Below are 26,533 nucleotides of genomic sequence, written 5' to 3' on the forward strand. Positions count from 1 at the left end.
GCGAGAACCTGATCTTGTCGGTCGGGCGTCTGTATGGGTGTGAGGGTGGATGAAGCGGAGTTGGTGCGGCGTACCGCTCGTGGCGATCGGGCGGCCTTCGACGAGCTGTATCGCCGGACGTCCCCGTGGTTGCTGGTCCGGCTCCGTCGCCGGTGCGATGACGACGACCTGGTCGCCGATGTCATGCAGGAGACGTATCTGGCGGTGTGGCGGGCGGCGGATTCGTTCGCGGGCGTGAGCGCCGGTAGCGGGCTCGGCTGGCTGTGGTCCATCGCCGCGCGCCGGCTGATCGACGCGTTCCGGCGGCGTGCGAGAGATTCGCAGGCCGTACCGCTACCACTGGCATCGCAGAACCCACCGGCCGCGGAGGACGTGGCGCTGGACGGCACGGTCGGTGACGAGGTCGGCGACGCTCTGCGCAGACTGGCACCGGAACTGCGCCAGGTCCTGCACGCCATGGTGGTGGACGGACTCACGGTCCACGAGACCGCGGTCCTGCTCGGTCTGCCGGAGGGGACGGTCAAGACTCGCGCCCGCCGTGCGCGACTGGCACTGCGGGAGGCGTTGTCATGACCGCACACATCTCGACTGGCCTGCTGGGCCGGTACGTCGGCGGCGACACCGGTATCGCGCCGGACGTGTTGTGGGCGATGGAGGCACATCTGGAGGAGTGTGCGGCCTGCCGGGGCCGCCTGGCCGAGGTGGGCGACGTCGACACGGCGGCGCTGCTGGCCCGTGTCCGGACGGGTCTGGATGCTTCGGTGTCCGCTACCGCACCGGCACCCGTACGGCGTCGGTGGCTGCCTTCCCGGTCCACCCGGTGGGTGACGCCGGTGTTCGTTCCCTGGCTCGCGACGACGGTGCTGGTGGTCCTGGTCGCGCTCGGCTTCGACCTGGCTGCGGCGGCCAGGGGCGGAGCGCTGCCATCGCTGGTTGTCCTCCTCGCTCCGGTGGCACCGTTTCTCGGAGTCGCCACCGCCTGGACGCGGCGGGTCGATCCGGCCCACGAGATGGTCGCCGCGACAGCGCGTGCGGGCCTCGGGTTGGTGTTACGGCGTACCTTGGTCGTCCTTGTCGTGGTCATTCCGGTGCTCGCCGCGGCCGGCTGGCTGGTAGGCGCCTCCCCAGCCCGCTGGCTGCTGCCGTGTCTGGCCTTCACGATGTGCGCGCTGGCATTGGGTGAGGTGGTCGGCCTGCCGCGGGCCACGGCGGGGCTGGCGCTGCTGTGGGCGGCGGTGGTCATCGGGCCGAGCATCGTCACCGCCCGAATGTCGGTGCTGCTGACGGAGGCCGCCCTGCCGGGCTGGGCGGCGCTGACAGTGGTCGTGACCCTCGTACTGATCGCCCGTCGCAACAGTGCCGCTGAGCTTCGATGAAGAGGAAGTACGGAATGAAGAAGGCGATCAGCGCCGCGTCGGTGGCGCCGACGACGCACGCATGGGCGATCCGGGCGCGGGACCTTCGAGTGCGGGCCGGGCGGCACCTTGCGGTCAACGGACTCGACCTGTCGTTGGGCGTCGGCGTGCACGGGCTGCTCGGGCCCAACGGCGCCGGTAAGACGACGTTGATGCGGGTGCTCGCGACCGTGCTGCGCCCGGCCGGTGGTGACCTCGAACTGCTGGGCCACTCCATACACCGGCGGCTCGATCTACGGACGTTGCGGCGATCGATCGGGTACCTGCCCCAGGAGTTCGGTTTCTACGGCCGATTCACGGTGCGGGAGTTCATCGAATACATGGCCTGGTTGAAGGAAGTGCCCGCGCGCGACGTGCCGGACGCGGTTCAGCGTGCGCTGGAAAGAACGCGGCTCCCCGATCGTGGCAACTCCCGGATGAAGACGCTGTCCGGAGGCATGCTCCGGCGGGCGGGCATCGCGCAGGCCATCGTGAACGACCCCGAGATCCTGCTGATGGACGAGCCGACGGTGGGTCTCGATCCCGAGCAGCGGATGGACTTCAGGTCGCTGCTGCGTGAGCTGGGCACACACACCTGCGTACTGGTCTCGACACACCTGGTGGAGGACGTGGTCGCGGCGTGCACGGACGTGGTGCTGATGGACGCCGGACGGGTGGTGTTCCACGGTGTACCTGCCGATCTGGTGGGGGCGGGTCAGGCGGGGATGGTGGGCGACAGCTCGGCCGAACGCGGGTACACCGAGCTGCTGCGCCGGCACCGAGCCGCGGAGGGCGCGGCGTGACCGGACGGATCCTTCGCATCGAGATCCTTCGTTCAGGTGCCCTGTCGGCGGCTGCCGGGACCGCTCTGCTCGGCGCCGCGCTGCTGTATGTCGCCGTGGACGGCTGGGGTGGCCGGTGGATGCTCCTGGCGCTCTGGCAGCGGGAGTTCCTGTTCATCCTCTGGCCCATGGCTCTCGGGTTGGGCGCCTGGCACGCGGGCCGTGATCGCAGGTCCCGCACCGACGAGCTGATCTCGACGACCGCCCGGCCGCGTTGGCAGCGCGGCCTGCCGGCGGCCGCCGCGATGGCTCTGTCGGCAGCGGTCGGCTACGTCCTGATGTACGCCGCCGGCGTGGCCCAGGTCGGGGTGTTCGCCAGCTATCTGCCGGGGCAATCCGTGGTGATAGCCGGTGTCGGCGTCCTCTGGATGGTGTCCGGCGCCTGGCTCGGCATGACCGTCGGCGCGCTCGTGCCGTCGCGTCTGACACCGGCTGTCACCGCTGTCGTCGGTGCCGCCGTGGCGATCGTCGCCATCACCGATCGTGGATATTCCCACGTACCCAAGGTCGTTCACCTGCTGACGCCATCGCCGTTCGGGTTCTGGGGCGACTTCGTGACCGTCTCCGGCAGAGTCAGTGCCGCGCACACCGTGTGGCTGGCCGGCCTGGCCGTCACCGGTCTTGCCGGCTTCGTCTGCGCCACCCGGACCGCGCGGTTGGTCGGCCTCCTGCCGGCAGTGGTCGCGGCAGTCGTGGCCCTGGCGCTGCTGCCCGCTGACCGGCAGCGGCTGCCGGTGCCCGATCCGGAGGCCGCCGCTCTGGTGTGCAGCTCCGATGCGGGGCTCCAGGTCTGTGTGGCCAGGGTGCATGCCACTGCCCTGGCGGATCTACGGGAACCGGCGCGGCAGGCGCTCGCGACACTGTCGGCGAAGCTGCCGCAGGCACCCATGTCCGTCCGGGAGACACCCGCATCGTGGTACGACGCGCAGCCCCGACCACAGCCGCGCGACACCCTGCTCGTAGATCTCGAGCTTGACCCCTGGGGAGGCGCGAAGGCAACCCCTGAGGAGCTGCGGTGGCGACTGCTGGACGGGGCGGGAACGAGGCCGTGTCCCTACATCATCGGAAAGCCGATTGCGGCCCGATCACACCACACCGCACGGCTCGCGGCCGCGGCCTGGCTGATCGGGGGGCGACCGCCGTCCGGCGAGTATGGCGACGCGGCGTTTCGGGCGTGGGAGAAGCTTCAATCGCTACCGGCGACCGAGCAGCGGGACCGCGTTACCGCTTTGCGGGAGGCGGCACTGGCCTGCGACGAGGTGAACCTGCTCGAAGTCCTCGTCGGTGACAGCCGATGAGGTGGCTGACGTTGTACCTGCGATGCCGAGGCATCCCCACGTCGGCAGGGGCGGCGCTGGCCGGGGTGACCGTGTTGTGGTGGCTGGGCCAAGCGACCGATGTGCCACGGCTCAGACTCTCAATCGCGCTGCTGACCGTGCTGGTGGCGACCGTCGTCTTCGGGCCGGGGCTCGCCGGCGCGGACCCCGCGTTGGATCGGACGGCTGCGCTCGCCTGGCTGCCACGGCGGGCCGCACACATCCTCGCCGTCATGGCGACCGCTGCCGTCGTCACCACCATGCCGGCGCTTGTGAGCGAACCGGTGGCAGCGGTGGAGTTCCTGGTCCGGGACGCCGCCGGGGTCGGGGGACTGCTCGCGCTCGGAGGAGTTGCCTGGGGGGCTCAGTGGGCCTGGCTTCTGCCCGTCGGATGGACTCTGACGGTGCTTCTGTCCGGGCCGGCGAGTTCGCCTGCGTACCGCGAGGTCTTAACCTGGATGATGCAGCCGGCCGGCACTACGTCGGCCACTGCCACCGCCGTAACCATCGCCTTCGTAGGCGTGGTCACACATGCGGCCTTCGGGGGCCGCCGATAGCCCCGGTCTTCCGCCACTCTGCCTACGCCGGGACTGCCTGCGGATCACCTGCGGCGTCATGGGCGGCCATCGTCTCCTGCCGGCGGAGTTCCTCGTGCAGGATGGCGCAGTGCAGCCACTTCTCGGGGATGGCGAAACCGTCCACAAGCGTCCGCATGTGCGGGCGGAGCTCCTTGAGTAGGCCGTTCACCACGCCGGTGATCGCCTTCGAGCGGGCCGGCGTGAGGCGACCGTGCTCCAGGAACCATCCCCTGTGGGCCTCGATGACACTGAGCGCGTACAGGTCGCAGACCCGCGAGAGTAGCGCCCGGACCGCCGGGTCGGCGGTGTCCTCGATGCCGGCGACGAACGCCTCCAGGGTGACCCGGTCGATGTGCGCGGCGGCGACGGCGAGGACGTGGTCCTGGACGTCGTTGAAGATGTCGAAGGGACGGTCCTTCTTCGTGGCTGCGCCGTTGCGGAGGCGTCGGACCGCGCCGTCGAGGAGATGCCTCTCGCGATCCTCGAAAACTTTGAGCTGCCAACCGCGGTCGGTGACGGCGACCTCCTCGTCGCGGCCGGGCACGGCGCTGATCAGCCGCTCGATGAGCGACCGCGCGGCAGTGCGCTCGAGCACCATCTCCCTGACCTGTTCGGCGACGAAGGAGGCGCGCCCCCAGCCGTCCAGCGAGCCGAACTCGTCCCGATGCCCGGTGAGCAGTCCCTTGGCCACCAGTTGGAGCAGCACCGTGTTGTCGCCCTCGAAGGTGGTGAAGACGTCGGTGTCGGCCTTGAGACTGGGCAATCGGTTCTCGGCCAGGTAGCCGGCACCACCGCACGCCTCACGGCACATCTGGATGGTGCGTGTCGCGTGCCAGGTCTGTGCGGCCTTGAGACCGGCGGCCCGGGACTCCAGCTCCCGTTGCCGGTGCTCGTCGACCGGCCCCTCGCCTCCCTGCACCTCATGGAGCGCGGCGACCAGTTCGGCCTGTGCGAAGTGCAACGCGTACGTGGTGGCCAGGGCGGGCAGCAGCTTGCGCTGGTGGGCCAGGTAGTCGTTGAGCAGCACCTCCCGGCCCGCGTCGGGTGTCCCGAACTGCCGGCGCATGTCGCCGTAGCGCACCGCGATGGTCAGCGCCGACTTGGTAGCCGCCGACGCGGCGCCGCCCACGCTCACCCGGCCGCGGACCAGGGTGCCGAGCATGGTGAAGAAGCGCCGGGAGTCGTTCTCGATCGGGCTGGCGTACGTCCCGTCCTCCGCGACCTGACCGTACCGATCCAGCAACATGTCCCGCGGCACGGACACGTGGTCGAAGCTGAGCCGTCCGTTGTCCACGCCGAGCAGGCCGGCCTTGGGCCCCGCGTCGCCGATGGTCACGCCGGGCAGCGGATTACCCTGCGCGTCGCGGATCGGGACCAGCCACGCGTGTACGCCATGCCGCCGCCTATTGGTGATCAGCTGTGCGAAGACCACCGCCATCCGCCCGTCCCGTGCCGCGTTGCCGATGTAGTCCTTGCGGGCCGCCTCGTGCGGGGTGTGCAGGTCGAAGGTCTGTGACCGCGGGTCGTACGTGCACGTGGTGCGCAGCTGCTGGACGTCGGAGCCGTGGCCGGTCTCGGTCATCGCGAAGCAGCCGAAGATATTGCCGGAGATGATGTCCCGCAGATAGGCGTCGTGGTGCCGACGGGTGCCGAGGGCCCCGACGGCGCCGCCGAACAGGCCCCACTGCACGCCCGCCTTGACCATCAGCGACATGTCGACCTGCGCCAGCATCTCGCTGGCGACGATCGAGGCTCCGACATCGGCTCTGCCGCCGTACTCGGTGGGGAAGGCCGAAGCGATCCCCAGCTCGACGGGAAGTTCGGTGAGCAGCCGGCTGATCCGCTCCCGCGCCTGGTCGCCTATCTCGCCGTAAACCGGAAGGAAGCGTGCGTCGAGGTGATCCCGGTGCGCGTTGCGCACCTCGGCCCACGGTCCGTCAAGCAGGTTCCGCAGGCGAGCAAGGTCGATGTGGCCGGACGCGTGATCGGGCATGGTCCCTCCTCGGCTCGCGGACATATGGGTACAGTCTGTACGCGATCAAGGATACCGGTCCGCCGCGGTGGCCGGGCTAGCAAGACCGCGGTGAGACGGGCCACCCACGGTGGTACGTGAACGCCGAGGTGCGCGTACGCGGCCACCGGACTCGCCGATACCGGGTTTCCCTCGGTCGCCTTCGGGGGTACCGCACGACGGTGGGTGCACACTTTGAGCCATACGTCCAGCTCGTCGACGTCACCGACGAGGCCGCGCTCATCGCCTGGGGCGGCTTCCACCTGGGGGAGCACGCGGGCGGGTGGCGGGCAGAGCGAACCGGGGAGACGTTCGGCGCCCGGTCCGAACCGCGTGGCCGGGCGGTGGTGGAGGTGGTCGACGGCGACGGGGTGATCGTCGGCAGGACCGTCACCGACGAGGCCAACCACGCTTGGGTGAAGGGGTTGCGTCCCGCCACGACGTACCGGTATCGAGTGCTCGTGGACGGCGAGCCGTGGGGCGCGGGGGAGCGCTTCGACTGGGCGCCGGGGACGCTGGGCGCCGCATGGCGGCCGCTCGACCAGCGGCTGCGGACCCACGCCGCCGGCTCGGAGCCGGACCCGGTGACCTTCCTGGCCGTCGGCGACTTCGGCGTCGGCATCGCCTCCGGTGCCGACGGGATGCGGCAGCTCGCCGTTGCCCGCACGATGCAGCGGTTGGCAGACGCGTTCGACATCCGGTTCGTCGTCGGCCTCGGCGACTCGATCTACCACGGGCCGGGCGGCCCGCAGGACGCCACCGGCGCCTTCGACGAGGACTGGTGGCTCACCTTCTTCCAACCGTACCGGTACCTGTTCGACCACCTCCCCTTCTACCCGACCGCCGGCAACCACGACAGCTCGGACACCGAGGCCAGTGACGACCGGGAGCAGCTCGAGGACAACCTCTACCTGCGCAGCCGGTTCGGGCCGCGGGAGGAGGCCGGACGGGCGTCGATCGACCCCGGCCTGTTCTACCGGCTGCGGGTCGGCTCGCTGCTGGAGTTGGTCTGCGTCGACACCACCTGGGGAGCCGAGCGGGGCCTGCACTGGTTCGACGAGCCCGGACAGCGGGGGTGGCTGGAGCGGACCCTGGCCAGCAGTAACGCGGTGTGGCAGGTGCCGTTCTCGCACCACCCCGCCTACTGCGCGGGACCCAACCACGAGTCCATGCCGGAACAACTGCAACGGCTGGTGCCGCTGTACCGGCGCCACGGCGTCCGGCTGCTGCTGCACGGCCACGAGCACAACTTCCAGCACGGGCAGGTCGACGAGCTGCAGTACGTGGTGTCCGGCGCGGGCGGGAAGCTGGACGAGAGGACACCGGTCGGTCTCGCGGAGGCCGGCACGCTGTCCTGGGCCGCCGTGCCGCACTGCCTGCTCGTGCACGTGACGCCGGACCGGCTGGTCGTGATCCCGTACGGGCCGACATCGCCGGGAGCCACGCCGGTCCCCGTCGCCCGCCGGCGACCTGACGGGACGGTGACCCACGAGCCGATCACCATCCCCCTGCACTGACCCTTGCGAAACTGTCCGCACCGACGAGGGAGGGCAACAGATCATGGGTAGACGAACGGTGGCCGTGCTGACGGTGGGGGGCGTGGCGGGGATCTTCCTGGCCGCCGGCTGCGCATTCCGGGAGTCGATCTGCTCCTCCGGTGAGTACCCGGTGGCAGCGGTGCGGAGCACTACCGGCCGGACCTGCGTCGAGGACGGACAAGCGCCGCCCGCCGGCTTCGTGCAGTTCCCCGAGGGCAAGGTTCCGCAGCACGTCGGCGACGAGTGGGACCGGTACTGGGCCGAGCACATGCTGGACGAGAACGGTCGCGAGCTCGGCGTATGAACGTGGATCGGCGCTCTGCCTCGGCCGGTTCGCCAGGCAGGATTCAACGTGGCGGCGCGTCGATCGGGAATCGCTCGTGCCCCAGCACGGCGAGCAGTTTCAGCTTCTCGTAGCCCTCGCTGCGCGGCGGCGCGGTGAGCACGAGCAGGGCCTGGGACTGGTCCTCGGTGAACAGCGCCTGGCAGTCGAGCTCGATCGGGCCGAGCTCGGGATGGATGAGCGTCTTGTGGTCCGCGAAGCGCTGGGCGACCTCGTGGCGGTCCCACAGCTCGGCGAAGTCCGGGCTCGCCTTCTGCAGCGCCCGTACGATCTCGCCCGCACGCGACTGCGGGCCCATCGACCCGTACGCGGCACGCAGGTTGGCGACCTGGGCGCGGCTCTGCCGGTCGCGGTCCGGCTCGGGGTAGCGCAGCCGCTCCGCGGGATCGGTGAACCACCGGTAGATCTCGCTGCGGGCGAGCCCCGTGTGGCCCGATCTGTCGCCGAACAGGGCGTCGGCCATCCGGTTCTGCACGAGTGTCTCGCCGAGGTTGGACAGGACCAGGGCCGGGGTGTCGTCGAGCCGGTCCAGCACGCGCAGCAGCGCCGGGGCGACGTGTGTCGTGGTGGACACGGTGGCCGGGGCGTTGTGCCCCGCAACCCGGAACAGGTAGTCGCGTTCGTCGCTCGTGAGCCGCAGCGCCCGCGCGAGCGACGCGAGCATCTGCGGGCTCGGCTGCGGGCCGCGCTGCTGTTCGAGGCGGGTGTAGTAGTCGGTCGACATGGCGGCGAGGGCGGCCACCTCCTCCCGTCGCAGGCCCGGCGCGCGCCGGCGCGCGCCCGCCACCAGCCCGACGTCCCCGGGCTGCAGGGACTCCCGGCGGCGGCGCAGGAAATCGGCCAGTGCTGCACGGTCCATGATCTGAGTATCCGGCGGCGGCGGGCGCGAACCAGGGATTGCCGATCCCCCGACAAGCGGTCTCTGCCCCCGAACGGCACGGCGGACCAGGGTTGGTTCATGAACATCTCCGGAAACACCATCTTCATCCCCGGCTCCACCACCGGTATCGGCCTCGCCCTCGCGCTCGCGCTGAAGGACAGAGGCAACAGGGTGATCGTCGGCGGCCGGCGCGTGGACCTGCTCGAGCAGATCGCCGCGGAACATCCCGAGATCGACACCGTCACGATCGACACGGCGGATCCCGCGAGCGTCGACGCGGCCGCCAAGGAGGTGTTGAACAGACACCCGGACCTCAACGTCCTGGTCACGATGGCCGGCATCATGCGCGTCGAGGACTGGCGCCAGCCCGCATCGTTCCTCGCGTCCGCCGAATCGATCATCACGACCAACGTGCTCGGCCCGATCCGCCTCATCGCCGCGTTCGTCGAACACCTGCGGGCGCAGCCGGACGCCACCATCATGACCGTCTCGTCGGGCCTCGCCTTCGCACCGCTCAAGGTCACCCCGAGCTACAACGCGTCGAAGGCCGCGATCCACATGCTCAGCGAGTCGATCCGGCTGCAACTGGCCGACACGACCGTGAAGGTCGTGGAACTGGAGCCGCCGGCCGTGCGTACGTCGCTTCTGCCCGGGCAGGAGAACAGCGAGTTCGCGATGCCGCTGGACGAGTTCGTGACCGAGGTCGTCGGGCTGATCGAGTCACAACCGGACGCGAAGGAGGTCCAGGTCGCACGCGTGAAGTTCCTCCGCTACGGCGAGGCGCGCGGGGACTACGACCAGGTCGTCGCGACCCTCAACGGGGCCGACCCGCACGGACAGTAGCCCCGAGGGCGAAGTTCCTGCTGACGGCATACCAGAACGCCTTGCGGGGTAGAAGGACGTCACTACGTCCCTGGTCACACGGGCGGATCGGCCCGACCGGCAGGGGAGGCCCGACGCCGCGCCGCTACCGGCGCCCACACGGGCTGATCAGGCGGATGAAGGGAGGTCGATCACAATGTTCCACGGTGGATCCGATCGTCGACAAACGGGTGGCGTCAGCGGCCCGACCGCCGGCGGCGCCGTACGTCGGGCCGGGTGAGCACGATGCCCGTGTACCCCGCGCCCCGTCCGGTGCCCGCCGAGCCCACGGTTCCCGGCCGGTACGTGCTCTACCTGCGCGACCGGCTGCTGGAGGCCGAGGCCAGCCTGACCGCCATGACCGAGAAGTACGAGCGGACCAAGGCCCGGTTCGACCGCTGCTACGCGCGGCAGGGCATCACGCCCGAGGCCGACATCGTCAACTACATCAACGCCAAAGCGATGAACCCCGAGCTGAAGTTCTGGTACGCCAAGGTGGAGCACTTCCAGCGGGAGGTCACCGCCTACAGTGCCGCGCTGACCGGGCTGGAGGCCGCCGGACGGATGCTGGCCGCGGACGGTCGTCGGCGTCCCGCGGAGAGCGGGCGGGTCCGGCCCGGTCGGCGGGACCTCAACCGCGCCAGCTGATCCCCTGCGCGTCCGGTCAGAGGGCGGACGTCAGGGTGACCAGGACGCTCGGGTGATCGGTCGTCCCGCCCATGTCGATCGACCTGCTCGACTGGACGGTGAGGTCGGTCGTGGCGGTGATCTGCTGCACGGCGCCGTCGTCGGCACGCGGGTGGTCCGGCGGTACGCAGGACCGCACGTCGGGTGTGCCGCCCTGCCGGAGGTTGAGGTCGCCGCCCAGCACGAGAGGCCGGCGGGGATCGGTCGACCGCACGGCCGGGAGAACGGTGTCGAACAGGTGGCGGCACTGGCCGAGGGCCGCGGTCGTGCTGAAGGCCGCCAGGTGGGTGGTGCAGGCATGCACGACGGTCGCGGAGACGCAGAGCCAGGCCCGTTCCTCCGGGTCCGCGAGGTCCTGCGTCGGATGGATGCCGGCATGCACCACATGCCCGCCGCGTGGTGTGAACACCAGCAGTCCGATGCCGTACGGCTGGCCGTTGCGACACCGCGTCGCGTCGCCGCTCGGGCGGTCCCCGGCGGCCTGGAAGGCCGACACGACGGTGCCGCCGACGCGGACGTCGGCCAGCGCTCGCCTGAGGGGCTGGACGTCGTCCCGGCAGATCTCGTTCAGGGTGACCACGTCCGGTTCCTCGGCGCGGATCACCTCGACGGCCCCGGCCACCGACCGGCCCGTGTAGCAGCCGGCCCGGCCGCTGTTGCACAGGTTCATCTGGAGCACCCGCAGCGACGTCGACCCGGCCGTGCCCGCCGTCGTCGACCCCGCCGGCACCGCGACGGCGACGGTCAGGAGCAGGACGGCGACCACTCGCCGGAGACCGCGGTACCGAGACTCCACGACGCACCGCCTCGGGGTGGGGGTGCGCGAAGCGTATCGCGTCCGGGGCAGGTCATCCCGTGCAGCGCGACGCGCGACGGGCAAGGATGTCGCCATGACCGATCCTGTTCTCGCGTCCGCACCGCCCGACCGTGTCGTCGTCACCGGGGCCGCCGGGAAACTCGGTCGCGCCGTGGTCGCGCACCTGCGCAACATGGGTGTCGACGTGCTGGCCGTGGACCGCGCCCCCGGAGGTGATCCCCGCGACGTCCACGGCGAGTTCCTTCTCGTCGACCTCACCGACTTCGGGCAGGTGGTGGAGGCCTTCACCGGGGGCGCCGACGAGCACGCGGGCGGGGTCCAGGCGGTGGTGCACCTGGCGGCGGTTCCCGCCCCCGGGCTGCTGCCCAACGCGACCACCTTCGCGAACAACTCCGCCGCGACGTACAACGTCTTCGCGGCGGCGCGCACCGCGGGGATCAGGCGGGTGGTGTGGGCGTCGAGCGAGACGGTTCTCGGGTTGCCGTTCGACACTCCGCCGCCGTACGCGCCGGTCGACGAGGAGTACCCGCCGCGTCCCGAGTCGACGTACTCGCTGAACAAGGCGCTCGAGGAGGAGATGGCACGGCACTTCTGCCGGTGGGACCCCGAGCTGGTCATGGTGGGCCTGCGGTTCTCCAACGTCATGGACGTCGAGGACTACGCCGGGTTCCCGTCCTTCGACGCCGATCCTCTCCTGCGGCGATGGAACCTGTGGGGCTACATCGACGCCCGAGACGGGGCCCGGGCGGTCGAGCGGGCACTTGCCCACGACCGGCCCGGCGCGGACGTCTTCATCATCGCCAATGCCGACACCGTCATGAGCAGGTCCAGTGCCAGTCTCATGGCCGAGGTCTACCCGGGCGTCGAGGTCCGGAAGGAGCTCGGCGAGCACGAGACGCTGCTCAGCATCGACAAGGCGCGACGCGTGCTGGGCTACGAGCCTCGGCACTCCTGGCGGGACCACGTGGACCCCACGGGTCGTTGACTCGAGATGTACCGCGGCCCGCGACGGGAAGGACCACGACAGATGACGGACCAGGGCGTACGGGAGGCCGCGGACCTGCTTCGGCGGGCCCTGCGGGCCGTGATCTTCACCGGGGCCGGAATGTCGGCCGAGAGTGGTGTGCCGACGTTCCGCGACGCCCTCACCGGGCTGTGGCAGCAGTTCGACGCCCAGGCTCTCGCCACGCCGCAGGCGTTCCACGACGACCCCGCCCTCGTGTGGGGCTGGTACGAGTGGCGGCGAACCGCCGTCGCGCGGGCGCGACCGAACGCCGGACACGTGGCCGTCGCCGCGATCGAGGCCCGCGTGCCGCACGCCGTCGTCGTCACGCAGAACGTGGACGACCTGCACGAGCGGGCCGGGTCGGTGGATCCGGTCCATCTGCACGGCAGCCTGTTCGCGCCGCGGTGTTCGGCGTGCGCCCGTCCGGCATGGGCGGCGGACGGGCTGGGGGAGGAGCCGACGGACGGCCGCCGTGTGACCCCGCCGTCCTGCGGGCACTGCTCCGCTCCGATCCGGCCGGGGGTGGTCTGGTTCGGCGAGGCGCTGCCGGAGGACGCGCTGGACACCGCCGTCGACGCCGCCTCGTCCTGCGACGTGCTGCTGACCGTCGGCACCTCCGGCCTGGTGTATCCCGCCGCCGAGATCCCGCAGGTGGCGGCGCGGTTCGGCGCCGCGGTGATCCAGGTCAACCCGCAGGAGACACCGTTGGACGCGGTGACCGCCGTCAACCTGCGCGGTCCGGCCACCGAGGTCCTCCCCGCCCTCGTCCGGGCGGCGTGGGAGGCCGACGACCGGGCCTGACGTCAGCGCTTGGTCGCCGACCCCTTCGCCTGCTCGACCGGATAGCGCGTGGCCGCCTCGTCCAGTTTGGTCAGCGCCGCGTCGACCAGGTCGATACCGAGGACGTCGGCGAGGCGGGTCAGGTAGATCATGACGTCGCCGATCTCGGCCCGTACCCGTGCGCCGGCGTCCGGGGCCGCCATGACCCGACCCGCCTCCTCGGGCGTGAGCCACTGGAACTCGGCCAGCAGCTCACCCACCTCCCCGGCGAGGGCCATCGCGAGGTTCTTCGGTGTGTGGAACTGCTGCCAGTCCCGCTCCTCGGCGAAGGCCCGCACGGCGGCGGTGAGGTGGTCCGTCGTCACGCCAGGCAGTGTGCCAGACGTGCGGGCCGGGCAGCGGAACCCGCGGGAACTGGTGATTTCGCCGATGCGGCGGTCGGGGGGCCCGTCCAACACTGACCCACGTCGATATGTCCCGACCACCAGGGAGTGCCCGACGTGTCATCACCAACCACCACCCGTCCCCGTACCGCCCGCATCGCCCGGCTGGCGGTCGCCGCCGCCCTCGCCGCCGTGGCCGTCCTCGCCGCTCCGGCCGGTCCGGCCCTGGCAGCCAACCCGTACGAGCGGGGCCCCGCCCCGACCGTCGCGCTGCTGGAGGCGAGCCGTGGCCCCTTCGCCACCTCGTCGCTGTCCGTCTCGTCGTGGAGCGTCACCGGCTTCGGCGGCGGCGTCATCTACTACCCGACCACCACCAGCGAGGGCACCTTCGGCGCCATCGCGATCTCTCCCGGCTACACCGCCTCGTGGTCCAGCATCAGCTGGCTCGGCCCCCGGATCGCCTCGCACGGCTTCGTGGTGATCGGGATCGAGACCAACAGCCGGTACGACCAGCCGGCCAGCCGGGGCCAGCAACTGCTCGCCGCCCTCGACTACCTGACGCAGCGCAGCTCGGTGCGGGGCCGGATCGACGCCACCCGTCTGGCCGTGGCGGGCCACTCGATGGGCGGCGGCGGCAGCCTGGAGGCCGCCTCCGACCGCCCGTCGCTGCAGGCCGCCGTGCCGCTGGCGCCGTGGAACCTGGACAAGACCTGGTCCGAGCTCCAGGTGCCGACGCTCATCATCGGCGGCGAGTCCGACAGCATCGCCCCGGTCTCGTCGCACTCCGAGCCGTTCTACGCCAGCATCCCCGCGTCGGCGGAGAAGGCGTACCTCGAACTCAACGGGGCCAGTCACTTCTTCCCGCAGTCGACGAACACGCCCACCGCCCGGCAGATGGTGGCCTGGCTCAAGCGCTTCGTGGACGACGACACCCGCTACGAGCAGTTCCTCTGCCCGGGCCCGACGGGGCTGGCGATCGAGGAGTACCGCAACACCTGCCCGAGCGCCTGACCGGGGACGGCGGGGCGGTCGCCGGACGCGACCGCCCCGCCACACCTTGCGGTCCGCGTGCAAAGACCTGGGCTTGCGCCGACATCGGGGGAATCCGTGGGGAGCAGCCATTCCGAAGATCGAAGGTCTTGACGCGGCATCCCAGAAACGTACACTGCGAGTGTAAATAACTCCCGCCACGAGCGAGGGATGGGTGATGGACGACGGGCTCGCGCTGCACCACGTCGGAGTGCGTTTCGGAGGTCTCACCGCCCTCGACGACGTCTCCCTGCGGGTGCCCCCCGGCCGGGTGGTGGGGGTGATCGGCCCCAACGGGGCCGGCAAGACCACCCTGTTCAACGTCATCTGCGGCTTCGTCCGCCCGGGGTCGGGGTCGCTCACGCTGGACGGCCGGCCGCTGCGACCGCGACCGCACCGGCTCACCCGTCTCGGCATCGCCCGCACCCTCCAGGGCGCCGGCCTCTTCGCCGGGCTGACCGTCCTGGAGAACGTGATGGCCGGCGCCACGCACACCGCGCGGACCGGCTTCCTGCCGGCGCTGCTCGGGCTGCCCCGCAGCGACCGCGACGAGGACCGGCTGCGCCGGCACGCCCTCGACGTCCTCGCCGGCCTGGGCATCGCCGAGCACGCCGCCGCCGCGCCGGGCACGCTCCCCTTCGCCGTACGCCAGCGGGTCGCGCTCGCCCGCGCGCTCGCCGCCCGACCCCGGCTGCTCCTGCTCGACGAGCCGGCCGGTGGCCTCGGCGCCGAGGACATCACCGAGCTGGCGGAGCTGATCCGGCAGCTGCCCCGCCGCGAGAGCGACCCCTGCGCGGTGCTGCTCGTCGAGCACCACATGGACCTGGTCATGGACGTGTGCGACGACCTCGTCGTGCTCGACTTCGGCAAGGTGATCGCCGCCGGCGCCCCCGACGAGGTCCGCGACGATCCGGCCGTCGCCGACGCCTACCTCGGCGCCGCCGTCGACGAGGCAACCACATGACCGACGACGGTCTGCTGGTGGCGCGTGGCCTGGTGGCCGGCTACGGCGCCGCCCCGGTGCTGCACGCCGTCGACCTCACCGTCCCGGCCGGCACCATCGCAGCCGTGGTCGGCGCCAACGGCGCCGGCAAGACCACCCTGCTGCGCACCCTGTCCGGCATGCTGCGCCCGTCCGCCGGCCGGATCCTGCTCGCCGGTGAGGACCTGCGCGGTACGCCGGTGGAGCAGCTGGTCCACCGCGGCATGGCCCACGTGCCGGAGGGGCGCGGCGTCATCGGCGAGCTGACCGTGGACGAGAACCTGCGCCTCGGCGGGCTCTGGCGCCGCGACCGGGCCGACGCCGGCCGGGCCCTCGACGAGGTCTACCAGCTCTTCGAGCCCCTGGCCCGACGCCGCCGGCACCTCGGGCACCAGCTCTCCGGCGGTGAGCGGCAGATGCTCGCGCTCGGCCGCGCGCTGGTCGGCCGGCCCCGCCTGCTGCTGCTCGACGAGCCGTCGCTCGGCCTCGCGCCCCGGGTCGTCGCCCGGACCATGGCCCTGCTGCGACAGCTGCGCGACAGCACCGGGCTGACCGTCCTGCTGGTCGAGCAGAACGTCCGCAGCGCGCTCTCCGTCGCCGACCAGGGCGTGGTGATGTCCCTCGGCCGGGTGGTCACCACCGCACCGGCCGCCGCCCTGAACGACGACGTCGACCTGCGCCACGCCTACCTCGGCTTCTGACCACCCCCCGGAGGAGAACTGTGGACCGCTTCGTCTTCCTCACCCTGGACGGCCTGTCCCGGGGAGCGGTCTACGCCGCGTTCGCGCTGGCCCTGGTGCTGATCTGGCGGGCCGCGCGGGTCGTCAACTTCGCCCAGGGCGCGATGGCGGTCGCCGCCGCGTACGTCGCCTACGGCGTCTCGGCCGCGACCGGCTCGTACTGGCTGGGTTTCCTGGCCGCGCTCGCCGCCGGCCTGCTGTTCGGCGCGGTCGTGGACCGGGCGGTGATGCGGTACGTCGACCACACCTCGCCGCTCAACCCGGTGATCGTCGCCCTCGGGCTGGTGCTGCTGATCCAGGCCGTCCTGGGCATGGTCTACGGCAGCGAGTTCCGGCCCGCGGGCGCGCCCTTCTCCCGAGGCGCGCTCACCGTGGGCGGCCTCGCCCTGCTGTCGCCGTACGACCTGTTCGTCTTCGGCGCGGTCGGGGTGGTGGTGGCCGCGCTCGCCTGGGTCTTCGCCCGCACCCCCGTGGGCCTGCGGATGCGGGCGGCCGCGTTCGCCCCCGAGGTGTCCCGGCTGCTCGGGGTGAACGTGGGCGGCATGCTCACCCTCGGCTGGGCGCTCGCCTCCGGGGTCGGCGCGCTGGCGGCGATGCTGGTCATCCCGACCGAGCTGGGCCTGCACCCGCACGCGATGGACCTGGTCTTCGTCTCGGCGTTCACCGCGGCCGTCGTCGGTGGGCTCGACAGTCCACCAGGGGCGGTGGTCGGCGGGTTGGCCGTCGGCCTGCTGCTGTCGTACGTCAGCGGCTACGCCGGCAGCAATCTCACTCCGCTCGCGGTGCTCGTCCTGCTCCTGGCGGTGCTGCTGGTCCGTCCGGGTGGGCTGTTCGCCACGGTCACCGCGAGGCGGGTGTGAGCGCCACCCGGGCGGCCGTGCCGCCCCGCCAGCGGGCGACCGGGCAGGCCCGGGACGAGATCCCGGCGCGTCGCGGCAGCACCCTGCTGCGGCACCTCGCCGTGGTCCTGGTCGCCGGGCTGCTGCTGCTCGGGCTGAGCTACGCCGTCGAGCCGTTCCGCAACTTCCAGCTCGCCACCGTGGCGGCGTACCTGTGCGCCACCGCCGGGCTGACCGTCCTGACCGGCCTCAACGGCCAACTGTCGCTCGGGCACGGGGCGCTGATGGCCACCGGCGCGTACACCCTCGCCCTGAGCCAGACCGCGTTCGCCGACCGGGGCGTCACCGGTGGCTGGCTGCTGCCGGTCTCCCTCGCCGCCGCCGTCGCGGTCACCGTCTGCGTCGGCGCCGTGGTCGGCGTCGCGGCGGCCCGGCTGCGCGGGCCGTACCTGGCCGGGGTGACCCTGGCCGTGGCGGTCGTGGTGCCGGCGCTGACCGTCACGTTCGACGGCGTCTTCAACGGTGAGCAGGGCCTGTCGGTGTCGGTCGAGCCACCGCCGTTGGGCCTCGGCCCGTACTTCCCGTACGAGCGGTGGCAGTTCTGGATCGCCGCCGCCGTCACCCTGCTCGTCCTGCTGCTGCTGGCCAACCTGGTCCGCAGCCGGTACGGCCGCACCTTCCGGGCGGTCCGCGACGACGAGGTGGCGGCTCGCCTGGCCGGCATCCACGTCGCGCGTACGCAGGTGCTGGCCTTCGTCGTCAGCGCCGCCACCGCCGGACTCGGCGGCGCCCTGCTCGCGGTGCTCGCGCAGAGCGTGTCGCCCGGCGCGTTCTCCCTGACCCTGTCGCTGTTCCTGCTCATGGCCGTGGTGATCGGCGGCCTGGGGCGGCTCGCCGGCGCGGTGTGGGGCGCCGTGCTGCTGGTCGCGCTGCCCGACCTCAGTCACTCGGTGACCGAGCAGCTGACTCTCTCGCCGGCGGCGGCGCAGCGGCTGGAGGGCAACCTCCCGTTGGCGATCTTCGGCGTGACCCTGGTCGTCGTCATGATCGCCGCGCCCGGCGGCGTGCAGGGACTGCTGTCCCGGCTCGGCCGCGCCCTGCTCGCCCGCCGGCCCGGCCGGCGGTCCTGAGGTCCTGGTCCGGCTCCGGTCGGGCGTCCCACCCCCCACCACGTCCGCACGACGAAAGGCCGGTGTTCCATGCACCGTACGGCACGAGGCGGTCTCGCGATCGCCACCACCATCGCCCTGCTCGTCAGCGCCGCCGGCTGCGGCGGCGACGGCGACGGCGGCTCCGGACGCGGGTCGGTGCCCGGCGTCACCGACACCGAGATCGTGGTCGGCACCCACATGCCGCTCACCGGGCCGGCGTCGGCCGGCTACTCGAAGATCGCCCCCGCGACGAAGGCGTACTTCGACTTCGTCAACGCCAACGGGGGCGTGCACGGCCGGAAGATCACGTACAAGATCATGGACGACGGGTACAACCCGGCGACCACCCAGCAGGTCGTCCGCCAGCTCGTGCTCCAGGACAAGGTGTTCGCGATCCTCAACGGGCTCGGTACGCCGACGCACTCGGGCGTGCTGGACTTCCTCAAGAGCAACCGGGTGCCGGACCTCTTCGTCGCCTCCGGCAGCCGCACCTGGGACCAGCCCGAGAAGTATCCCTCGACGTTCGGCTTCAACCCGGACTACACGGTGGAGGGCAAGATCCTCGCCAACCACGTCAAGACGGCCCTTCCCGGGCGCAAGGTCTGCTTCCTCGGCCAGGACGACGACTTCGGGCGCGACAGCCTGGCCGGAGTGGAGAAGGTGCTGGGTGCCGGCGGGGTCGCGGTCAAGCAGACGTACGTCACCAGCAACACCAACGTCGCGCCGCAGATCGGTGCGTTCAAAGCGGGCGGATGCCAGGTGGTCGTGCTCGCCACCGTTCCCGGCTTCACCGCGCTGTCCATCGGCACCGCCGCCCGCCTCGGTTTCCGGCCGCAGTGGGTGGTGTCCAACGTGGGCGCCGACCACCCGACCCTCGCCAAGCAGCTCGGCCAGGCCGCCCCGCTGCTCGAGGGCCTGATCGGCGCCAACTACCTGCCGATGCAGAACGCCACGACCGACCCGTGGATCCAGCTCTTCACGAGAGTCAACAAGGAGTACAACGGGGACGCGCCGTTCGACGGCAACACCGTCTACGGCATGGCCGTCGGGTACCTCTTCGTGCAGGTGCTGCTCGCCGCAGGCAAGGACCTCACCCGCGAGTCGGTGGTCGAGGCGGTCCGCAGGGGTGGCTACCAGGGGCCCGGTCTGGCGCCGCTGCGCTACTCCGCCACCGACCACTCCGGATACGGTGGGCAGCGGCTGACCCGGGTCACCGGGGGAGTGCAGAGCTACTTCGGGCCGGCGTACGAGACCGACGAGGGGGACGGGGCGGTGCGCGAGTACACCGCGACGACGGCCCCGCCGCCGGCCAACGGCGTACCGACCGCGTCCTGACCCGCCACCGCCCGGCCCGGTCGCGGCATCGTCGCCGTCGACCGGGCCGGGCGTTGACCGGCAGCGGTGAACCTCCTACTATTTGCACTGTGAATGCAAATTCAGGTCGTCTCGCCGTCCGCGTCGCCCTCGTCACCGGAGCCAGTCGCGGGATCGGGCTGGCCATCGCGCAGCTTCTCGTCGCCGAGGGCGCCCGGGTCGGCCTCACCGCCCGGCACCCGGACGCACTGGACGACCGGACGGGCCACCGGATGAGCGCCGCGGCGACCGGGGCGCCGCCGCCCGTCGCGGAGGCGGCACCCGTCGGCCCGCGTCTAGACTCGCCCGTGCCGCAGGAGACGCCGTGGCGGCGGTGAGGGGGCAGGGGCGGATGGGCCGGGCCGAGGTACCGGAACGGGTCGACGGGCGGACCGCCCGCGCCGAGCGCACCCGGGCGGCGATCGTCGAGGCGCACCTCGCCCTCATCTCCGAGGGGGACCTCCGGCCGACCGGCGAGCGGATCGCCGAGCGGGCCGGTGTGTCGCTGCGGACGCTCTGGACCAACTTCAAGGACATGGAGACCCTCTTCGAGGCCAGCGGCGCGGAGGTGCTCCGCCAGCAGGACGCCGCGTACCGGCCGATCTCGCCCGCGCTGCCGCTGGCCCGGCGGGTCGACGCGTACTGCCGGCAGCGGGCCCGGCTGCTCCAGCTCATCGCGCCGTCGGCGCGGGCCGCGCAGATGCGCGAGCCGGTCTCCGGGCAGTTGCGCCGCAACCGGCTCAAGCACATCGAACGGGTCCGGGACGAGATCGAGGAACTCTTCGCCGCCGAGTTGGCGCTGGCCGGGCCGGGCCGGGGGCAGTTGGTCGACGCGATCGTCGCGGCCAGCATGTGGCCGGCGTGGTCGATGCTGCGCGACGGCCTGGGGCTGGGCGTGGACGCGGCGCGGGCGGTGATGGCCCGTACGGTGGGCGCGCTGCTGGCCGAGATCGCCGACCACTGACCCGGTAACTCTTTCCAACGGGTTACCGATAGGTGAAACTGGATGCATGGTTGATGCATCACAAGTGCAATTAACCGTGCTGCGGGGCCGGGACGACGAGTGCCACGCGATCCACCGGCTGCTCGCCGGTCTGCCCGACGGCGGGGGCGCCCTGGTCTTCCACGGCGAGCCGGGATCCGGCCGCAGCGCGCTGGTCGCGCACGCCCAGCGGCACGCCCACGGGTGCACCGTGCTGGCCGGGACCGGTCTGGCCCAGGAGGCGGACCTGCCGTACGCCGGGCTGCAGCGCCTCCTGGACCCGGTGCTCGACCGGATCGGTACGCTGCCCGGCCCGCAGGCGCGACTGCTGCGCCGGACGGTACGCGGTGCCGGCTGCCCCGCCGAGCGTCGCCTGGCGCTCAGCCTGGCCGTGCTGCGCCTGCTCGCGACCGTCGCGCGGGACCGCCCGCTGCTCTGCACGATGGACGACGTCGACCGGGGTGACCGGCCGACCGCGGAGACGCTGGCGTTCGTCGCTCGACGGCTGCGCCGGCTGCCGGTCGCCGTCCTGCTCACCGCGGCGACCGCCCCGCCGGACGGGGTGCCGCACCACCGGTTGCGACCGCTGGACGAACGGGCCGGAGCCGACCTGCTGGCCGACCTGCTGCCCGAACCGCCGCCCACGCCGGTGGCCGCGGCGCTCACCGCCGCCGCGGGCGGCAACCCCCAGGCGCTGGTCGACCTCGCCGGCGTGCTCAACCCCGAGCAGTGCCGGGGCGACGAGCCGCTTCCCGTCGCGCCGCCCGCCGACGGCGCGCTGGGCCGCGCCTACCGGGCCCGGCTCGACCAGTTGCCCACCGACACCCGCCGGGTGCTGCTGCTCGCCGCGCTCGACCCCGACGGGGACCCGGACACCCTGGTCCGGGCGGCCGGAACGACGATCGCCGCGCTCACGCCCGCCGAGGTGGCCGGTCTCGTCCGGGTCGAGGCGCACCGGATCACCTTTCCGCAGCCGGTGGTCCCGGTCGTGGTCGCCGCCGCCGCGCCGCTGGCCGAACGACGAGCGGCGCACCTGCTGCTGGCGAATGCCCTGGACGAGCCGGCCCAGCGCCTGCGTCGGGCCACCCACCGCGCGGCTGCCGCCACCGGCCCCGACCCCGAGCTGGCCGCCGAACTCGAACAGGCGGCGGTCACCGGCGACGTCGGTGGCACCCGTGCGTCGGCCGCCCTGGAGCGGGCTGCCGACCTGACCGGCGATCCGGCCCGCGCCGCCGACCGCCTGCTGACCGCCGCCTCGTACGCCTGGCACGCCGGCTCCCCGCAGCGGGCCCGACACCTCCTGGGCCGCCTGCGCGGCGTACCGGCCGCACCGCCCGCCGCCGCGCGGGCCGCTCTGCTGCACGGGGAGATCGCCCTTCGGTGCGGTCCGGCACGGGCCGCCGTCCCCGCGCTGCTCGACGCGGCGGACGGCCTCGCCGGTACGGACCCGGCGCTGGCGCTGGCCGCCCTGGCCCGCGCCGGTGGGGCGGTCGGCTTCTCCGGCGAGCAGTACCGGTACGCCGACCTCGCCGGCCGGGCGCGGGGCCTGTCCCGTCCGGGTGACCCGCCGGAGACCGAACTGACCAGCGCCTACCTGACCGGGGTGGCCGCGATCCTGCGCGGTGACCACGAGCAGGCCGGGCCGGCGCTGCGCCGGGCCGTCGTGCTCGGCGGGCAGCTCACCGGACCCGCGCTGACGCCCGCCGCGCTGACCTGGGCGGCGGCCGCCGGTCTGCTGGTGGCCGTGGAGGGCGCGGCGCACCGGCTGGCCGACCGCGCCGTCGACGTCGCCCGCGCCCGCGGTGAGCTGTCCGCGCTGCCCCGCGCCCTGGAGTTGCGGGCGATGGCCGAGTACTGGCTGGGCCGGCACGAGGCGGCGGGGGAGAGCTCCCGCGAGGGGCTACGGGTGGCGCGGGCCACCGGCCAGGTCGGCACGGCCGGCGTACACCTGGGCATGCTCGCGGTGCTGGCCGCCGTCCGCGCGGACCGGGAGGCGTGCCTGCGCCGGCTCCGCGAGATCGGCGAGGGGCCGGCGCCGCACAGCCGGCCCCGGGCGCTGGCCCAGTGGGCGCTCGCGGTGCTCGACCTCACCGACGGCCGGCACGAGGCGGCGGCCACCCGGCTGGCCGCGCTGGCCCGGCCCGGCACCGGCCGGGGGCAGGTCCTGGTCCAGGTGATGGCCACCCCGTACCTGGTGGAGGCCGCCGCCCACCTGCCGCACCGGCCGGCGGCGACCGCCGCGCTCGCCGTCTTCGACCGCTGGGCCAGCAGCACGGCGAGCCCGTCGCGGCGCGCCCTGTCCGCCCGGTGCCACGCCCTGCTCGCCCGGCGGGGCAGTACCGAGGCCGAGGAGCGGTTCCGGACCGCGCTCCGCCTGCACCCGCTGGACGCGGGCACCTTCGAGCGGGCGCGCACCGCGCTGCTGTACGGCCGGGAGCTGCGCCGGGCCCGGCGTCCCCGCGACGCCCGGGAGCACCTGCACGACGCCTGGGAGGCGTTCACCCTGCTCGGCGCGACCGCGTGGGCGGACCAGGCCACCGCGGAGCTGCGGGCGGCCGGCGAGTCCGTCGGTGTGGCCGACCCGGCCGCGGTGCGGCTGCTGACCGGCCAGCAGCTGCGGATCGCCCAACTGGTCGCCGAGGGAGCCACCAATCGAGAGGTCGCCGCCCGCATGTTCCTGTCCACGCGGACGGTCGACCATCACCTGCGCAACATCTTCCACCGGCTCGGCATCCGGTCCCGGACCGAACTCGTCCGGGCGCTGAACTAGGCGGTGTCTCGGGGCACGACGACGGTGCGGGCGCCCTCGCCCCGGGCCATCCGCGCGAACGCCGCCGCCGCACCGTCCAGGGTGGTGCGATCGGTGATCAGCGGGGCGAGGTCGAGGCTGCCGTCGAGGACCGCGTGGGCCAGCTCCGGCAGGTCGCGGTCCGGGTCGGAGGACCCGTAGACCGACGAGCGCAGCGTGCGGGCCGAGTGGAAGATCTCCAGCGCGCTGAGCGGGACGACGTCGTCCTTGGCACCCATGCCCACCACGGTCACCTGGCCACCGCGCCGGGCGGCCCGCCACGCGGTACGGATGGTGCTGCCCCGCCCCACGCACTCGAACGCGTGGTCCACGCCCCGGCCGTCGGTCCGCTCCCGTACGGCTCGGCTGATCGTGTCGTCGGCCACCAGGAAGTCGGTGGCGCCGACCGCGAGGGCCAGCTCCGCCTTCGCCGGTGACACGTCGACGGCCAGCACCCGTCCGGCGCCGGCCGCGCGGGCGGCACCGACCACGGACAACCCCACCCCGCCCAGGCCGATCACCGCGACCGACTCGCCCGGGGCGACCCGCGCGGTACGCCGGACCGCGCCGACCCCGGTGAGCACGGCACAGCCGAGCAGCGCCGCCGCCTCGAAGGGCAGCTCGGTGGGGACTCCGATCACGGCCTCCTCGCCCACGACCACCTGCTCGGCGAGGGCGCCGAGGCCGAGCGTGACGTGCAGCGGTTCACCGGCCGCCGTGCGGCCCCGCGCGGCGGCGGGTGAGCCGAGGCGTGCGCAGAGCCACGGCTCGCCGTGCCCGCAGAACCAGCAGCTCCGGCACGGCGGCGCCCAGTTCAGCACCACGTGCGCTCCGGGAGCCACCCGGGTCACGTCCGCGCCGACCTCGACGACGACGCCGGCCGCCTCGTGGCCGAGCGCCAGCGGGTACGGCGCGGCGAGGGTGCCGTTGACCATGGACAGGTCGGAGTGGCAGACCCCGGCGGCCCGGATGTCGACGCGGACCTCGCCGGGACCGGGGGCGGGCAGTTCGACCTCCTCCACGCCGAGCGGGGCGCCGACACCCCGTGCGAGCAGCGCCCTCATCGCTGGATGGCCTTGGTCTGGAGGAACTCGTCCAGCCCGTACCGGCCCAGCTCCCGGCCGAAGCCGGACTGCTTGTAGCCGCCGAACGGTGCGAGCGGGTTGAACGGGGCGCCGTTGACGTCCACCGCGCCGGTCCGCATCCGCCGGGCCACCCGCAGCGCCCGCTCCTCGTCGGCCGACCAGACGGCGCCGGCCAGCCCGTACCGGGAGTTGTTGGCGACCGCCACGGCGTGGTCGTCGTCGTCGACCGGGATCACCGCGAGCACCGGACCGAACACCTCCTCCTGGGCCAGGGCGCTGTCCGGGTCGACGTCGGCGATCACGGTGGGCGCGACGAACCAGCCGCGGTCGGGCACCGGTGCGTCGGGTCCGCCGGCCGCCAGCCGGCCGCCGTCGGCCAACCCCCGGGTGACGTGCCCGAGGACCCGCTCCCGCTGGGCGGCCGAGACCAGCGGACCCATCCGGGTGTCCGGGTCGAACGGGTCACCGAGCCGGTACGCCTGCGCGGCCTTGGCCGCCAGCGTCAGTGCCTCGTCGTAGCGGGACCGGTGCACCAGCATCCGGGTCCACGCGGTGCAGGTCTGTCCCGAGTTGAGGAAGGCGTTGCCGACGCCGACCTTGACCGCGGCGACGAGGTCGGCGTCGTCGAGGACCACGTTGGCGGACTTGCCGCCGAGTTCGAGTGCGACCCGGGCGATCCGGTCCGCGGCCAGGTGCGAGATGCGGCGGCCGGTCGCGGTGGACCCGGTGAAGGAGACCATGTCCACGTCGGGGTGCGCGGCGATGGCCTCGCCGACCACCGGACCGGTGCCGGTGACCAGGTTGACCACCCCCGGCGGGAACCCGGCCTCTGCGATGGCGTCGAACAGCAGGTACGACGCCAGCGGGGTCAACTCGCTCGGCTTGAGCACCACGGTGCACCCGGCGGCGAGCGCCGGGGCGAGCTTCGCCATGACCTGTTGCAGAGGGTAGTTCCAGGGGGTGATCGCGCCGACCACGCCGACGGGCTCCCGGACCACCAGCGAGTTGCCGACGGTCTCCTCGGCGGGCGGCCGGGCGGCCAGGTCCACGTAGCCGCGCAGCACGGTCAGCGGCAGGCCCGCCTGGACCCGGGTGGCCAGCTTCAGCGGGGTGCCCAGCTCCAGGGCGATGGTGCGGCCGATCTCGTCGGCCCGGGCGGTGAGCGCGGCGTGCAGCCGGTCCAGGTGCGCGGCGCGGTCGGCGGGCGCTGTCGCGGCCCAGCCGGCGAAGGCGGCCCGCGCGGCGGCCACCGCCCGGTCGACGTCGGCGGCGGTGCCGGCCGGTACGGTCGCGACGACCTCCTCGGTCGCCGGATTGTGCACCGGCAGTGTCGCCCCGTCGGACGCGGTGACCCACCGGCCGTCGAGGTAGAGGTCGGTCCGTGCGAGATCCATCCGCGCCCCTCACGTCGGTCGCCCGAAACTAGCAGTGCAAGTTTGGACCCTAGTACGCGGGCGCGGCGGGCGGGAGGGGCGGCAGCGGCCCGACGTGCTGCTCGTAGGTGCGGGAGAGCCCGTCGATGAGCGCGTCGAGGCCGAGCGCGAACGCGCCCTCGTCCACCTGGTGCTGGTGCTCGGCGAGCCGGTGGGCCTGGGTGAGGTGCGGGTACTGCTCGGCGTAGAGCCCGGGGTCCTCGACGAAGCCGCGGGCGAACGAGCCCAGCGCGGAACCGGCCACGAAGTACCGCATGAGCGCGCCGATGTGGGTGGCGCGGGCCGGTGGCCAGCCGGCCTCGACCAGTCCTCCGTAGACCGCGTCGGCCATGGCCAGCGCCGCCGGCCGGCGCCCGGGGCCCCGGGCCAGGTACGGCACGATGTGCGGGTGTGCGGCCAGTGCCGCGCGGTAGGAGTACCCCCACCGGCGCAGCGCCTCCCGCCAGTCGACGTGGCCGAAGAACGACACGTCCACCCGGGCGGTGACGCTGTCGGCGACCGCGTCGAGGATCTCGTCCTTGGTGGCGAAGTGGTTGTACAGCGACGGCCCGCGTACGCCCAACTCGGCGGCGAGCCGCCGGGTGGAGAAGCCCTCCAGTCCCTCGGCGTCGATGAGCGCGGCGGCGGCCTCGACGATCCGCTGCCGGCTGAGCAGCGCCTGCCGCGGTCGGGGCATCGCGTCCTCCTCCGCATCTGAAGGTCGGGGTGGGCCGGT

General features: G+C 72.9%; 27 protein-coding genes. 20 read left to right on the plus strand and 7 right to left on the minus strand.

The window, feature by feature from the left end; all coding sequences use genetic code 11:
• The first annotated feature begins 33 nt into the window (after window positions 1–33).
• From ACIBR0_RS14090 to ACIBR0_RS14110, 5 genes are read left to right on the plus strand one after another with little or no spacing between them, the layout of a single operon-like run.
• Window positions 34–573 carry an RNA polymerase sigma factor gene (locus ACIBR0_RS14090; RefSeq protein WP_396715527.1) on the plus strand — a complete coding sequence of 180 codons (540 nt, stop codon included), beginning with the start codon at window positions 34–36 and terminating at the stop codon, window positions 571–573.
• A complete protein-coding gene (locus tag ACIBR0_RS14095) occupies window positions 570–1,376 on the plus strand; it encodes a zf-HC2 domain-containing protein (protein WP_396715529.1) in 807 nt (268 codons plus the stop codon). Before ACIBR0_RS14090 ends, ACIBR0_RS14095 begins: the two co-directional genes overlap by 4 nt.
• Before the next feature lie 14 nt (window positions 1,377–1,390).
• Entirely contained in the window at window positions 1,391–2,197 is an 807-nt protein-coding gene (locus tag ACIBR0_RS14100; RefSeq protein WP_396715531.1) for an ATP-binding cassette domain-containing protein, read from the plus strand.
• On the plus strand, window positions 2,194–3,534 hold the full coding sequence (locus tag ACIBR0_RS14105; RefSeq protein ID WP_396715533.1) for a hypothetical protein: 1,341 nt from the start codon (window positions 2,194–2,196) through the stop codon (window positions 3,532–3,534). The genes ACIBR0_RS14100 and ACIBR0_RS14105 overlap by 4 nt, the downstream gene beginning before the upstream one ends.
• Window positions 3,531–4,109, plus strand: a complete 579-nt coding sequence (locus tag ACIBR0_RS14110; protein ID WP_396715535.1) for a hypothetical protein — start codon at window positions 3,531–3,533, stop codon at window positions 4,107–4,109. The genes ACIBR0_RS14105 and ACIBR0_RS14110 overlap by 4 nt, the downstream gene beginning before the upstream one ends.
• Before the next feature lie 22 nt (window positions 4,110–4,131).
• Here ACIBR0_RS14110 and ACIBR0_RS14115 read toward each other — a convergent pair whose 3' ends face one another.
• Complete coding sequence (locus tag ACIBR0_RS14115) at window positions 4,132–6,123, minus strand: acyl-CoA dehydrogenase (RefSeq protein ID WP_396715537.1); 1,992 nt, start codon at window positions 6,121–6,123, stop codon at window positions 4,132–4,134.
• A gap of 200 nt (window positions 6,124–6,323) precedes the next feature.
• Here ACIBR0_RS14115 and ACIBR0_RS14120 point away from each other — a divergent pair, with 200 nt between their 5' ends.
• Both ACIBR0_RS14120 and ACIBR0_RS14125 read left to right on the plus strand, forming a co-directional pair.
• On the plus strand, window positions 6,324–7,658 hold the full coding sequence (locus tag ACIBR0_RS14120; protein WP_396715539.1) for a metallophosphoesterase: 1,335 nt from the start codon (window positions 6,324–6,326) through the stop codon (window positions 7,656–7,658).
• Window positions 7,659–7,701: 43 nt separating this feature from the next.
• The gene (locus tag ACIBR0_RS14125) at window positions 7,702–7,983 is read left to right on the plus strand and encodes an SCO0607 family lipoprotein (protein ID WP_396715541.1); all 282 of its coding nucleotides are present in this window, start codon (window positions 7,702–7,704) and stop codon (window positions 7,981–7,983) included.
• 43 nt (window positions 7,984–8,026) lie between these two features.
• On the opposite strand, the gene ACIBR0_RS14130 is transcribed toward ACIBR0_RS14125, so the two are convergent.
• Window positions 8,027–8,881: a helix-turn-helix transcriptional regulator gene (locus tag ACIBR0_RS14130; RefSeq protein WP_396715543.1), complete on the minus strand. Its 855-nt coding sequence runs from the start codon at window positions 8,879–8,881 to the stop codon at window positions 8,027–8,029.
• 99 nt (window positions 8,882–8,980) lie between these two features.
• On the opposite strand from ACIBR0_RS14130, the gene ACIBR0_RS14135 reads away from it, so the two are divergent.
• Together ACIBR0_RS14135 and ACIBR0_RS14140 are read left to right on the plus strand one after the other, a co-directional pair.
• The gene (locus ACIBR0_RS14135) at window positions 8,981–9,745 is read left to right on the plus strand and encodes an SDR family oxidoreductase (RefSeq protein ID WP_396715545.1); all 765 of its coding nucleotides are present in this window, start codon (window positions 8,981–8,983) and stop codon (window positions 9,743–9,745) included.
• Window positions 9,746–10,009: 264 nt separating this feature from the next.
• Window positions 10,010–10,411 (plus strand): hypothetical protein, encoded by a 402-nt coding sequence (locus ACIBR0_RS14140; RefSeq protein WP_396715547.1) that lies wholly within the window; start codon window positions 10,010–10,012, stop codon window positions 10,409–10,411.
• Window positions 10,412–10,427: 16 nt separating this feature from the next.
• On the opposite strand, the gene ACIBR0_RS14145 is transcribed toward ACIBR0_RS14140, so the two are convergent.
• Window positions 10,428–11,246 carry an endonuclease/exonuclease/phosphatase family protein gene (locus ACIBR0_RS14145; protein ID WP_396715549.1) on the minus strand — a complete coding sequence of 273 codons (819 nt, stop codon included), beginning with the start codon at window positions 11,244–11,246 and terminating at the stop codon, window positions 10,428–10,430.
• 94 nt (window positions 11,247–11,340) lie between these two features.
• Here ACIBR0_RS14145 and ACIBR0_RS14150 point away from each other — a divergent pair, with 94 nt between their 5' ends.
• The gene (locus ACIBR0_RS14150; protein WP_396715551.1) at window positions 11,341–12,252 is read left to right on the plus strand and encodes an NAD-dependent epimerase/dehydratase family protein; all 912 of its coding nucleotides are present in this window, start codon (window positions 11,341–11,343) and stop codon (window positions 12,250–12,252) included.
• A 42-nt stretch (window positions 12,253–12,294) separates the two neighbouring features.
• Complete coding sequence (locus tag ACIBR0_RS14155) at window positions 12,295–13,074, plus strand: SIR2 family NAD-dependent protein deacylase (protein WP_396715553.1); 780 nt, start codon at window positions 12,295–12,297, stop codon at window positions 13,072–13,074.
• Window positions 13,075–13,076: 2 nt separating this feature from the next.
• Here ACIBR0_RS14155 and ACIBR0_RS14160 read toward each other — a convergent pair whose 3' ends face one another.
• Window positions 13,077–13,418, minus strand: coding sequence for a nucleotide pyrophosphohydrolase (locus tag ACIBR0_RS14160; protein WP_396715555.1), 342 nt, complete (start codon window positions 13,416–13,418; stop codon window positions 13,077–13,079).
• Between the two features lie 135 nt (window positions 13,419–13,553).
• Here ACIBR0_RS14160 and ACIBR0_RS14165 point away from each other — a divergent pair, with 135 nt between their 5' ends.
• From ACIBR0_RS14165 to ACIBR0_RS14205, 9 genes are all read left to right on the plus strand, one after another.
• Entirely contained in the window at window positions 13,554–14,447 is an 894-nt protein-coding gene (locus tag ACIBR0_RS14165) for an alpha/beta hydrolase family protein (protein ID WP_396715557.1), read from the plus strand.
• A 196-nt stretch (window positions 14,448–14,643) separates the two neighbouring features.
• Window positions 14,644–15,429: an ABC transporter ATP-binding protein gene (locus tag ACIBR0_RS14170; RefSeq protein WP_396715559.1), complete on the plus strand. Its 786-nt coding sequence runs from the start codon at window positions 14,644–14,646 to the stop codon at window positions 15,427–15,429.
• A complete protein-coding gene (locus tag ACIBR0_RS14175) occupies window positions 15,426–16,148 on the plus strand; it encodes an ABC transporter ATP-binding protein (protein WP_396715561.1) in 723 nt (240 codons plus the stop codon). The genes ACIBR0_RS14170 and ACIBR0_RS14175 overlap by 4 nt, the downstream gene beginning before the upstream one ends.
• 20 nt (window positions 16,149–16,168) lie before the next feature.
• On the plus strand, window positions 16,169–17,047 hold the full coding sequence (locus tag ACIBR0_RS14180) for a branched-chain amino acid ABC transporter permease (protein WP_396715563.1): 879 nt from the start codon (window positions 16,169–16,171) through the stop codon (window positions 17,045–17,047).
• Window positions 17,044–18,156, plus strand: a complete 1,113-nt coding sequence (locus ACIBR0_RS14185; RefSeq protein WP_396715565.1) for a branched-chain amino acid ABC transporter permease — start codon at window positions 17,044–17,046, stop codon at window positions 18,154–18,156. The genes ACIBR0_RS14180 and ACIBR0_RS14185 overlap by 4 nt, the downstream gene beginning before the upstream one ends.
• Before the next feature lie 69 nt (window positions 18,157–18,225).
• Window positions 18,226–19,512, plus strand: a complete 1,287-nt coding sequence (locus ACIBR0_RS14190; protein WP_396715567.1) for an ABC transporter substrate-binding protein — start codon at window positions 18,226–18,228, stop codon at window positions 19,510–19,512.
• Between the two features lie 89 nt (window positions 19,513–19,601).
• Window positions 19,602–19,868, plus strand: coding sequence for an SDR family NAD(P)-dependent oxidoreductase (locus ACIBR0_RS14195; protein WP_396715569.1), 267 nt, complete (start codon window positions 19,602–19,604; stop codon window positions 19,866–19,868).
• A 14-nt stretch (window positions 19,869–19,882) separates the two neighbouring features.
• Window positions 19,883–20,494, plus strand: a complete 612-nt coding sequence (locus ACIBR0_RS14200; RefSeq protein WP_396715784.1) for a TetR/AcrR family transcriptional regulator — start codon at window positions 19,883–19,885, stop codon at window positions 20,492–20,494.
• Between the two features lie 46 nt (window positions 20,495–20,540).
• Window positions 20,541–23,282: a LuxR C-terminal-related transcriptional regulator gene (locus ACIBR0_RS14205; protein ID WP_396715571.1), complete on the plus strand. Its 2,742-nt coding sequence runs from the start codon at window positions 20,541–20,543 to the stop codon at window positions 23,280–23,282.
• On the opposite strand, the gene ACIBR0_RS14210 is transcribed toward ACIBR0_RS14205, so the two are convergent.
• The 3 genes from ACIBR0_RS14210 to ACIBR0_RS14220 are packed head-to-tail and all read right to left on the minus strand — an operon-like array spanning window position 23,279 to window position 26,494.
• The gene (locus ACIBR0_RS14210; RefSeq protein ID WP_396715573.1) at window positions 23,279–24,364 is read right to left on the minus strand and encodes a zinc-binding dehydrogenase; all 1,086 of its coding nucleotides are present in this window, start codon (window positions 24,362–24,364) and stop codon (window positions 23,279–23,281) included. The two genes, ACIBR0_RS14205 and ACIBR0_RS14210, sit on opposite strands and share 4 nt — an antisense overlap.
• A complete protein-coding gene (locus tag ACIBR0_RS14215; protein WP_396715575.1) occupies window positions 24,361–25,779 on the minus strand; it encodes an aldehyde dehydrogenase family protein in 1,419 nt (472 codons plus the stop codon). Before ACIBR0_RS14215 ends, ACIBR0_RS14210 begins: the two co-directional genes overlap by 4 nt.
• A gap of 49 nt (window positions 25,780–25,828) precedes the next feature.
• Window positions 25,829–26,494: a TetR/AcrR family transcriptional regulator gene (locus tag ACIBR0_RS14220; RefSeq protein ID WP_396715577.1), complete on the minus strand. Its 666-nt coding sequence runs from the start codon at window positions 26,492–26,494 to the stop codon at window positions 25,829–25,831.
• Window positions 26,495–26,533 lie beyond the last annotated feature (39 nt).

Source organism: Micromonospora sp. NPDC049497 (assembly GCF_044465805.1).
Lineage (GTDB): Bacteria > Actinomycetota > Actinomycetes > Mycobacteriales > Micromonosporaceae > Micromonospora.

Excerpts from the sequence above, each read along its gene's own strand:
- ACIBR0_RS14210 (WP_396715573.1), bottom strand. The coding sequence starts at position 24,364 with ATGAGGGCGCTGCTCGCACGGGGTGTCGGCGCCCCGCTCGGCGTGGAG.
- ACIBR0_RS14115 (WP_396715537.1), bottom strand. The coding sequence starts at position 6,123 with ATGCCCGATCACGCGTCCGGCCACATCGACCTTGCTCGCCTGCGGAAC.
- ACIBR0_RS14205 (WP_396715571.1), top strand. The coding sequence starts at position 20,541 with ATGGTTGATGCATCACAAGTGCAATTAACCGTGCTGCGGGGCCGGGAC.
- ACIBR0_RS14090 (WP_396715527.1), top strand. The coding sequence starts at position 34 with ATGGGTGTGAGGGTGGATGAAGCGGAGTTGGTGCGGCGTACCGCTCGT.
- ACIBR0_RS14190 (WP_396715567.1), top strand. The coding sequence starts at position 18,226 with ATGCACCGTACGGCACGAGGCGGTCTCGCGATCGCCACCACCATCGCC.
- ACIBR0_RS14100 (WP_396715531.1), top strand. The coding sequence starts at position 1,391 with ATGAAGAAGGCGATCAGCGCCGCGTCGGTGGCGCCGACGACGCACGCA.
- ACIBR0_RS14095 (WP_396715529.1), top strand. The coding sequence starts at position 570 with ATGACCGCACACATCTCGACTGGCCTGCTGGGCCGGTACGTCGGCGGC.
- ACIBR0_RS14155 (WP_396715553.1), top strand. The coding sequence starts at position 12,295 with ATGACGGACCAGGGCGTACGGGAGGCCGCGGACCTGCTTCGGCGGGCC.
- ACIBR0_RS14200 (WP_396715784.1), top strand. The coding sequence starts at position 19,883 with ATGGGCCGGGCCGAGGTACCGGAACGGGTCGACGGGCGGACCGCCCGC.
- ACIBR0_RS14220 (WP_396715577.1), bottom strand. The coding sequence starts at position 26,494 with ATGCCCCGACCGCGGCAGGCGCTGCTCAGCCGGCAGCGGATCGTCGAG.
- ACIBR0_RS14110 (WP_396715535.1), top strand. The coding sequence starts at position 3,531 with ATGAGGTGGCTGACGTTGTACCTGCGATGCCGAGGCATCCCCACGTCG.
- ACIBR0_RS14175 (WP_396715561.1), top strand. The coding sequence starts at position 15,426 with ATGACCGACGACGGTCTGCTGGTGGCGCGTGGCCTGGTGGCCGGCTAC.
- ACIBR0_RS14150 (WP_396715551.1), top strand. The coding sequence starts at position 11,341 with ATGACCGATCCTGTTCTCGCGTCCGCACCGCCCGACCGTGTCGTCGTC.
- ACIBR0_RS14130 (WP_396715543.1), bottom strand. The coding sequence starts at position 8,881 with ATGGACCGTGCAGCACTGGCCGATTTCCTGCGCCGCCGCCGGGAGTCC.
- ACIBR0_RS14125 (WP_396715541.1), top strand. The coding sequence starts at position 7,702 with ATGGGTAGACGAACGGTGGCCGTGCTGACGGTGGGGGGCGTGGCGGGG.
- ACIBR0_RS14170 (WP_396715559.1), top strand. The coding sequence starts at position 14,644 with ATGGACGACGGGCTCGCGCTGCACCACGTCGGAGTGCGTTTCGGAGGT.
- ACIBR0_RS14140 (WP_396715547.1), top strand. The coding sequence starts at position 10,010 with ATGCCCGTGTACCCCGCGCCCCGTCCGGTGCCCGCCGAGCCCACGGTT.
- ACIBR0_RS14215 (WP_396715575.1), bottom strand. The coding sequence starts at position 25,779 with ATGGATCTCGCACGGACCGACCTCTACCTCGACGGCCGGTGGGTCACC.
- ACIBR0_RS14135 (WP_396715545.1), top strand. The coding sequence starts at position 8,981 with ATGAACATCTCCGGAAACACCATCTTCATCCCCGGCTCCACCACCGGT.